Source organism: Mycobacterium sp. NAZ190054, from assembly GCF_001545925.1.
In the GTDB taxonomy this organism is placed as follows: domain Bacteria; phylum Actinomycetota; class Actinomycetes; order Mycobacteriales; family Mycobacteriaceae; genus Mycobacterium.
Window position 1 is genome coordinate 1 of record NZ_LMVQ01000170.1, and the last position, 8,029, is coordinate 8,029.

The 8,029-nt window shown below is 69.3% G+C and carries 10 protein-coding genes; 8 read left to right on the plus strand and 2 right to left on the minus strand.

Annotation, left to right across the window (positions count from 1 at the left end; translation table 11 throughout):
* Nucleotides 1-412: YciI family protein (locus tag ASJ79_RS30995; protein WP_197420206.1), on the minus strand; the 412-nt coding region annotated here is incomplete at its 3' end.
* Nucleotides 409-1,212, minus strand: coding sequence for a hypothetical protein (locus tag ASJ79_RS13705; RefSeq protein ID WP_067955996.1), 804 nt, complete (start codon nt 1,210-1,212; stop codon nt 409-411). The genes ASJ79_RS30995 and ASJ79_RS13705, both read right to left, overlap by 4 nt.
* 12 nt (nt 1,213-1,224) lie before the next feature.
* On the opposite strand from ASJ79_RS13705, the gene ASJ79_RS13710 reads away from it, so the two are divergent.
* The 8 genes from ASJ79_RS13710 (at nt 1,225) to ASJ79_RS13740 (ending at nt 7,809) form a co-directional block, all read left to right on the plus strand.
* On the plus strand, nt 1,225-2,262 hold the full coding sequence (locus tag ASJ79_RS13710) for a Ppx/GppA phosphatase family protein (RefSeq protein ID WP_067955998.1): 1,038 nt from the start codon (nt 1,225-1,227) through the stop codon (nt 2,260-2,262).
* Between the two features lie 27 nt (nt 2,263-2,289).
* On the plus strand, nt 2,290-3,402 hold the full coding sequence (locus tag ASJ79_RS13715; RefSeq protein WP_067956000.1) for a hypothetical protein: 1,113 nt from the start codon (nt 2,290-2,292) through the stop codon (nt 3,400-3,402).
* Nucleotides 3,403-3,414: 12 nt separating this feature from the next.
* Nucleotides 3,415-4,260: a sugar phosphate isomerase/epimerase gene (locus tag ASJ79_RS13720; RefSeq protein WP_067956002.1), complete on the plus strand. Its 846-nt coding sequence runs from the start codon at nt 3,415-3,417 to the stop codon at nt 4,258-4,260.
* Between the two features lie 20 nt (nt 4,261-4,280).
* Nucleotides 4,281-5,126 (plus strand): thioesterase family protein, encoded by an 846-nt coding sequence (locus tag ASJ79_RS13725; RefSeq protein WP_067956004.1) that lies wholly within the window; start codon nt 4,281-4,283, stop codon nt 5,124-5,126.
* A 21-nt stretch (nt 5,127-5,147) separates the two neighbouring features.
* Nucleotides 5,148-6,020 carry a pyrroline-5-carboxylate reductase gene (gene proC, locus ASJ79_RS13730; RefSeq protein WP_197420207.1) on the plus strand — a complete coding sequence of 291 codons (873 nt, stop codon included), beginning with the start codon at nt 5,148-5,150 and terminating at the stop codon, nt 6,018-6,020.
* A gap of 139 nt (nt 6,021-6,159) precedes the next feature.
* Nucleotides 6,160-6,432 carry a helix-turn-helix domain-containing protein gene (locus ASJ79_RS13735; protein WP_067956010.1) on the plus strand — a complete coding sequence of 91 codons (273 nt, stop codon included), beginning with the start codon at nt 6,160-6,162 and terminating at the stop codon, nt 6,430-6,432.
* A 133-nt stretch (nt 6,433-6,565) separates the two neighbouring features.
* Nucleotides 6,566-6,667, plus strand: coding sequence for a 30S ribosomal protein bS22 (locus ASJ79_RS31000; RefSeq protein ID WP_003402602.1), 102 nt, complete (start codon nt 6,566-6,568; stop codon nt 6,665-6,667).
* Nucleotides 6,668-6,696: 29 nt separating this feature from the next.
* Complete coding sequence (locus tag ASJ79_RS13740) at nt 6,697-7,809, plus strand: SDR family oxidoreductase (RefSeq protein ID WP_067956012.1); 1,113 nt, start codon at nt 6,697-6,699, stop codon at nt 7,807-7,809.
* The last annotated feature ends 220 nt before the right edge of the window (nt 7,810-8,029 follow it).

The window sequence follows — 8,029 nt, forward strand, 5'->3', positions numbered from 1 at the left end:
AGGTGAACGACGGGCGTTCGTAGTGGGTCATGACGAAGACGGGGGTGTGGAACGGTGGCTCGTCGCCCCACCAGCCCAGCCATTCGTGATCCCGCCATGGGCCGCGGTACGGACTGAACTTGTTGCGGCCCATGATCTCGGCGACCTCGAAGGTGTTCACCCCGGCGGTGACCGACGGGTCCGCCTCGCCGATGGCGAGCGCCTCGGCGCGGTCCGCGGCGCGCAGCACCCCGAGCCCCCACACCCCCTCCGGGTCGGCGACGGGTCCGTAGACCACGACGCGACCCGCGGCGAGCAGTTCCTGCCAGTACGACATGTGCTCGGCCATCGCGTGCTGCTCGGCGTCGGTCATGGTCTGCGCGAAATCGGCGCGCGGCGGGATCAACCGGAAGAGGTACAGCGCCTCGCTCATTCGGCGGCGCGGGTCGCCGGGTGCACGGCGATCAGACCTAAACCGCTGCGCCGCTTGCACATCGCGGCCAGCTCCGCGTAGGTCTTCTCGCCGAGCAGTTCGGTGAGCTCGGGCGCGTAGGACTGCCACACCTGTTTGGCGCCGACGTGGGTGCCCGGGTCGCCGGTGCAGTACCAGTGCAGATCGAGGCCGCCCTCGCCCCACCCGCGGCGGTCGAACTCGGTGATCGTGGTCTTGAGGATCTCCGAGCCGTCGGGCCGGGTGATCCATTCCTGGGTGCGGCGGATCGGCAGCTGCCAGCACACCTCGGGCTTGAGCGTCAACGGCTCCACGCCGATCTCCAGCGCCTTCTGGTGCAACGCGCACCCGATGCCCTTGGGCCAGCCGGGACGATTCAGAAAGATGCAGGCGCCCTTGTACTTCCGGGTCCGCCAGTTCGGCTTGCCGTCGTACTCGTCCAACTCCAGGTAGCCCTTGCGGCCCAGCCCCTTGTCGCGAAACTGCCAGTCCTCGTCGGTCAGCAGCTTCACCGCGTCGTCGAGCTGGGCGCGGTCGTCGTCGTCGGACAGAAACGCGCCGTGCGAACAACATCCGTCGTCAGGCCGGTCCTCGACGGTGCCCTTGCAGGCCGGGGTGCCGAACACACACGTCCACCGGGACAACAGCCACGTCATATCGGCGGCGATCAGGTGCTCGGGATTGTCCGGGTCGTAGAACTCCACCCATTCCCGGGCGAAGTCCAACTCGACCTCCCCGGGATGCGATGCCGATGCGCTCACGGTTTTCCACGGTAGACCCATTAGGTTGAACGGGTGCGATTAGGCGTGCTCGACGTGGGCAGCAACACCGTCCATCTGCTGGTGGTGGACGCCCGCCGGGGTGGCCATCCGACTCCGATGAGTTCCACCAAGGCCTCGCTGCGGCTGGCCGAGGCCATCGACACCTCGGGCAAGCTGACCCGCAAGGGAGCGGACAAGCTGGTCGGCACCGTCGACGAGTTCGCCCGGATCGCGACCAGTTCGGGGTGCGCCGAGCTGATGGCGTTCGCCACCTCGGCGGTCCGCGACGCGACGAACTCCGAGGACGTGCTCGCGCGGGTCAAGGCCGAGACGGGTGTCGAACTGCGGGTGCTCAGCGGTGTCGACGAATCGCGGTTGACGTTCCTGGCCGTGCGGCGCTGGTACGGCTGGAGCGCCGGGCGGATCACCAACATCGACATCGGCGGCGGCTCGCTGGAACTGTCCAGCGGGCTCGACGAGGAGCCCGACGTCGCGCTGTCGCTGCCGCTGGGGGCGGGCCGGTTGACGCGGGAGTGGCTGCCCGACGATCCCCCCGGCCGGCGCCGGGTGGGGATGCTGCGCGACTGGTTGGCCAACGAGCTGGCCGAGGCCGCGGCGGAGATCGCTGACGCGGGCGTTCCGGACCTGGCGGTGGCCACGTCGAAGACCTTCCGTTCGCTGGCCCGGCTCACCGGAGCGGCCCCGTCCGGCGCCGGTCCACGGGTCAAGCGCACACTGACCGCGACCGGTCTTCGGCAACTCATAAATTTCATCTCTAGGATGACCGCGGCTGACCGAGCAGAACTGGAAGGGGTGAGCGCCGATCGGGCACCTCAGATCGTCGCGGGCGCGCTGGTGGCGGAGGCGAGCATGAAAGCCCTCGGCATCGAGAGCGTCGACATCTGTCCCTGGGCGTTGCGGGAGGGTCTGATCCTGCGGAAACTCGACAGCGAGGCGGATGGCAGCGCCTTCGTGGGCGGGAGCGGCGAATCGAACGGTTCTGGCAAACCCGGCAAGGCGACCGGTCAATCGGCCTCGCGGTCGGTGTCGGTGCGCGATGCTGAACGGTGAAGCGGCGAGGCTCGAAGGCAACAGGCGATGACTGGATCTGATGACGACCACAGCAGCACCCGGCCGATCTCGGTCGCGGAGCTGCTGGCCAGGAACGGCACGATCGGGGCGCCCCCGGTCGGCGGCAGACGCCGTCGGCGGCGTGGCAACGCCGATGCCGTCACCGTCGCCGAGCTCACCGGTGAGATCCCCGTCATCCGCGCGGACGAGCCCACCGACGCAGAGCCCGAGCCGGACCCGGAGCCCGAGCCCGAAACGGACGCCACCGAAAAGGACGTCACCGAAGAAACCACCCCGGACGACGCCGCCTCTGACTCCGACGACGCTGAGACCGACCCCGACGACGCACCTGACGCCGAGGACACCGCCGACGAGGCGGCCGATGACGAACTCGATGACGCCGCCGAGGCTGCCGACGACGACGACGTCACCGACGAGGAGACCGAGGTCGCGGCGCCCGTCGCGCCGCGCGATGCAGAACCCGAGGAGGCGCCGGAGCCCACCCGGCGCTTCGGCTTCGGCCGGTTCGGCCGCAAGAGCCAGGCCGTCGACGCCGAGCAGTGGACGCCGGACCCGGTGGACGACGACGTCCCGGCCGGTGCGCCGGACGAGTACCTGACCGACGCCCCCGAGATCGAGGACCTCGACGACGAGATCGCGCTGACACCGCGGACCGACGCCGGGGACGACGGGGACGAGCGGGACGGCGACGACGAGCTGCCGTCGTACCTGCGCTCGACCGAGGCACCGCTGTTCGGCGGCCACACCGTCGACACCGACACCGACACCGACACCGACCAGGAGACCGACACCGACACGGCCGACCGCGCCGCCGTCGACGGTGACGACCTGGATCAGGACACCGAACCGCGCCAGATGTCGTCGTTCGTGCACGGTCTGTGGATCGTGGGCCAGAGTGTCATCGCGGTGATCTTCGGCGCCGGCCTGTTCGTCGCGTTCGATCAGTTGTGGAAGTGGAACAACATCGTCGCGCTGGTGCTGTCGGTGCTGGTCATCCTGGGCCTGGTCGTCGGGGTGCGGGTGGTGCGCAAGACCGAGGACATCGGGAGCACGCTGATCGCGGTGGCCGTCGGTGCGCTGGTCACCCTCGGCCCGCTGGCACTGCTGCAGTCGGGCTGAGCCGACCGCACTGTGCGTCCCGCAATCAAGGTCGGTCTGTCGACGGCCTCGGTCTACCCGCTCAAGACCGAGGCCGCCTTCGAGTACGCCGCGAAGCTCGGCTACGACGGCGTCGAGCTGATGGTGTGGGCCGAAACGGTCAGCCAGGACGTGGCCGCGATCAAGGCGATGTCGAAGCACTACGGCGTGCCGGTGCTGTCGGTGCACGCGCCCTGTCTGCTGATCTCCCAGCGGGTCTGGGGCGCCAATCCCATCCCGAAGCTGGAGCGCAGTGTGCGCGCCGCCGAGCAGCTCGGCGCCCAGACCGTGGTCGTGCATCCGCCGTTCCGCTGGCAACGCCGCTACGCGGAGGGGTTCAGCGACCAGGTGGCCTCATTGGAGGACTCCAGTGAGGTCATGGTCGCCGTGGAGAACATGTTCCCGTTCCGTGCGGACCGGTTCTTCGGTGCCGGCCAGACCTCCATCGAGCGGATGCGCAAACGGGGAGGCAACCCCGGGCCCGGCATCTCGGCGTTCGCGCCGTCCTACGATCCGCTCGACGGCGGCCACGCGCACTACACCCTGGATCTGTCGCACACCGCGACCGCCGGCACCGACGCCGTCGAGATGGCCCGGCGGATGGGTGACGGGCTGGTGCACCTGCACCTGTGCGACGGCAGCGGCGCGTCCACCGACGAGCACCTCGTCCCGGGCCGCGGCACCCAGCCGACCGCGGAGATCTGCCAGATGCTGGCCGCCGGTGACTTCTTCGGCCACGTGATCCTCGAGGTCACGACCTCCGGCGCGCGCACCGCCGCCGAACGCGAGGCGCTGCTGACCGAGTCGCTGCAGTTCGCTCGCCGTCATCTGCTGCGCTGACGCCGTGCGATGATGCCGCGGTGACGAGTTCGACGCTGTTCACCGACGCGATGACCCTGACGTCCGGCGGCGACGGGGTCTATCACGGAGAACTCAACGAGCACTGGACGATCGGGCCCAAGGTGCACGGCGGCGCGATGCTGGCGTTGTGCGCGAACGCGGCGCGCACCGAGTTCGGCGCACCCGGCGTGGAGCCGATCGCGGTGTCGGGCAGCTTCCTGTGGGCGCCGGACCCGGGTCCGATGGACATCGTGACCACGGTGCGCAAGCGGGGCCGGCGGGTCAGCCTGATCGACGTCGAACTCAACCAGGGGCAGCGCACGGCGCTGCGCGCGGCGGTCACCCTGGGAACGCCGGAACATCATGTGCCGCCGCTGTTGTCGGTCAACCCGGTGATCCCGCTGATGACACCGGAACCGCCGCCCGGGCTGGAACCGATCGGGCCGGGCCATTCGATGGCCGACGTCGTGCACCTGGCGCACGGCTGTGACATCAGGCCGTCGTTGACGACGTTCTCGCGCCGTGCGGACGGGGGACCGCGCACGCGAGGAGCAGATCAGGAGATGCCGGTCATCGAGTACTGGGTGCGGCCCAAGGGCGTGGCTCCGGACCTGCTGTTCGCGTTGCTGTGCGGGGACGTGTCGGCTCCGGTGACGTTCGGGGTCAACAGGTTCGGCTGGGCGCCCACCGTTCAGCTCACCGCCTATCTGAGGGCGCTGCCGGCCGACGGCTGGTTGCGTGTGCTGTGCACCGCGACCCAGATCGGGCAGGACTGGTTCGACGAGGACCACATCGTGGTCGACTGCGAGGGCCGCATCATCGTGCAGACCCGCCAGCTGGCGATGGTGCCTGCCGAGGGCGGCTGAGCCCGTGCCATGCTTTCGGGCATGGCCAGAATCGCGATCATTGGCGGCGGAAGTATCGGTGAGGCGCTGTTGGCGGGGCTCCTGCGCGCCGGCAGGCAGGTCAAGGACCTCGTCGTCGCGGAGAAGAACCCCGGCCGGGCGAAGTACCTGTCCGAGAAGTACTCGGTGCTGGTGACGACGGTGTCCGACGCGGTGGACAGCGCGACCTACGTCGTCGTCGCGGTCAAGCCGGGCGACGTCCAGCACGTCATCGGCGACATCGCCGACACCGCCGCCCGCGCGGAAAGCAATGCGGCCGAGCAGGTTTTCGTGTCGGTCGCGGCGGGGGTGAGCACCGCGTTCTACGAGAACAAGTTGCCGGCCGGTTCCCCGGTCATCCGGGTCATGCCCAACGCGCCGATGCTCGTCGGAGGCGGGGTCAGCGCGCTCGCTCCGGGCCGGTTCGCCACCCCCGAGCACCTCAAGGAGGTCTCACTGCTGTTCGACGCGGTCGGCGGGGTGCTCACCGTCGCCGAGTCCCAGATCGACGCGGTCACCGCGGTGTCGGGCTCCGGTCCGGCGTACTTCTTCCTGATGGTCGAGGCGCTCGTGGACGCGGCCGTGGACGCGGGCCTGGCGCGGTCGGTGGCCACCGATCTGGTGGTGCAGACGATGGCCGGTTCGGCCGCGATGCTGCTCGAGCACCTCGACGAGACGGCGGCCGCCACCGACGCCGCGCCGGCCGCCGTGATGAACACCTCGCCGGCCCAGCTGCGCGCCACGGTGACCTCTCCGGGCGGCACCACCGCCGCTGGGCTGCGCGAACTCGAGCGGGGCGGCCTGCGGACGGCGGTGGCCAATGCGGTGGAAGCCGCGAAAACGCGCTCTGAGCAGCTCGGAATTACATCCGAGTAGTTCAGGAATTTGGAACGGATTAGCCCACACCCGTCGCAGTAACCACACCTGCCACGCTATTCTCCTGGTGGTAAGCACGGGTCGGTGCCAGCGGTGGGGAAGCCGCTGGAACTGCCCGCGCCTGATCGATTGGGTTGCGATGACGTCTATGAACGGGCCATCTTCGCGGGATTCGGCCGGCGGTAAGGCGGCGCGAGACGCCGGCCAGGCCAACGCCGGTGACGGGCAGCAGCAGCGTGCTCAATTCCTCACCGTTGCTGAGGTGGCGAGCTTGATGCGCGTGAGCAAGATGACCGTCTACCGCCTGGTGCACAACGGCGAACTGCCCGCGGTGCGGGTGGGCCGGTCGTTCCGGGTGCACGCCAAGGCGGTCCACGACATGCTGGAGAGCTCCTACTTCGACGCCGGCTGAGCCGTCGCGGCGGCCCGCCCTCCGGGCCGCCGATCCGAGGGGATTTCGGCGCCGGCACGGTTGCCAGGTAAGGTGACCGGTCGAGACTGACGAGATCCGACGGATCGACACACACACCTAGGTAGCGGAGTTCATGGGTTCTGTCATCAAGAAGCGGCGCAAGCGCATGTCGAAGAAGAAGCACCGCAAGCTGCTTCGTCGCACGCGGGTGCAGCGCAGAAAACTCGGCAAGTAGGTTCTCCGCCCCGCCGCTAGGCTGTCTGGATGGAATCCGACGCCCGCTCTGGAGATCGCGCAGGGGGCGGCGGTGACGGCTCGGACGCCCGGGACGGGCTGAGCCATCCGAAGGTCGTGCTGGTCACCGGCGCGTGCCGGTTCCTCGGCGGGTACCTGACCGCGCGTCTCGCCCAGAACCCGTTGATCAACCACGTGATCGCCGTCGACGCGATCGCGCCGAGCAAGGATCTGCTGCGGCGGATGGGCCGCGCGGAGTTCGTCCGGGCCGACATCCGGAATCCCTTCATCGCCAAGGTCATCCGCAACGGCGAGGTCGACACCGTGGTGCACGCCGCGGCGGCGTCGTACGCGCCGCGATCGGGCGGCCGCGCGACGTTGAAAGAACTCAACGTGATGGGCGCGATCCAGCTGTTCGCGGCCTGTCAGAAGGCGCCCTCGGTGCGGCGGGTCATCCTCAAGTCCACCTCCGAGGTCTACGGGTCGAGCTCGCGGGACCCGGTGTTCTTCACCGAGAGCAGCAGCCGTCGGAGGCCGCCCGGTGAGGGCTTCGCCCGCGACAGCATCGACATCGAGGGCTACGCCCGGGGGCTGGGCCGGCGCAGGCCCGACATCGCGGTGACGATCCTGCGGCTGGCCAACATGATCGGGCCCGCCATGGACACCGCGCTGTCGCGCTACCTGGCCGGTCCCGTCGTGCCGACGATCATCGGTCACGATGCGCGGCTGCAGCTGCTGCACGAACAGGACGCGCTCGGCGCGCTGGAGCGCGCCACGATCGCGGGCAAGGCCGGTTCGTTCAACGTGGGCGCGTCCGGGGTGATCATGATGAGCCAGGCGATCCGCCGGGCCGGGCGCCTGGCGCTGCCGGTCCCACGGTCGGCGTTGGTCGCCGTCGATTCGCTGTGGCGGGCCACCCGCAACACCGAACTGGACCGGGAGCAGCTCGACTATCTGAGCTACGGCCGCGTCATGGACACCACCCGGATGCGCACCGAGCTCGGCTACACCCCGAAGTGGACCACCGTCGAGGCCTTCGACGACTATGTGCGCGGCCGCGGTCTGACGCCCATCGTGGATCCACGCTGGATACATGCTGTGGAGATTCGTGCGGTGGCGGCGGCGCAGCGCTGGGGACGGTAAACTCACGTCTCAGTTGTGAGGCCGGGTAAACGGGGGGAGAAGGAAACAGGGTGCCGGGCGAGCCGAAAGCGAAAGTCATTCCGCTGCACGCGAATTCAAGTCGCGCTGCGGCCCAGCGGCGTGCGGCGACGCAGCGTGCCGACGCCGCGCGCCGGCATCCCTGTTTCCTTCTCCCCCCGTTTACCCGGCCTCACAACTGAGACGTGAGTTTACCGTCCCC